The organism is Photobacterium sp. R1 (genome assembly GCF_054600795.1).
The window spans coordinates 1-336 of sequence record NZ_BAAHZP010000284.1; the positions used below are offsets into that span (position 1 = coordinate 1).

Here is a 336-nt window from a genome sequence, read left to right on the forward strand (position 1 = left end):
AACGCAGCTGCAGCGCTGCAGACAGATATCGCGTCAACATAGAAAAAACAGAACCCAAAAAAGCCAACAGACCCTAAACTCGACAATATAGGCTCATACAGGTAATCACAGACTATGAACGAAAGACGCCAGTTTATCCGTATTGTTTATCAGGCCCCGGCGCAGATACGTCAGGCCCAGTCACTCTGGTCTGCTGATGTTCGGGATATCTCACTGCATGGTATTTTGCTCGGCCGGCCTGAGCACTGGCAGCCGGATGACAACGCCCCGTTTGACGTTGATGTCACCCTGCATGACACAGATATTCACATGACGATGGCCACTGAGCTGGTTGCC

Annotated in this window: 1 protein-coding gene; it reads left to right on the forward strand. The window is 51.2% G+C overall.

Going from position 1 to position 336, the window contains the following annotated elements; all coding sequences use genetic code 11:
• Positions 1-114: 114 nt before the first annotated feature.
• A partial coding sequence (locus ACYP03_RS25055; protein ID WP_459782535.1) for a PilZ domain-containing protein occupies positions 115-336 on the forward strand: 222 nt, incomplete at its 3' end.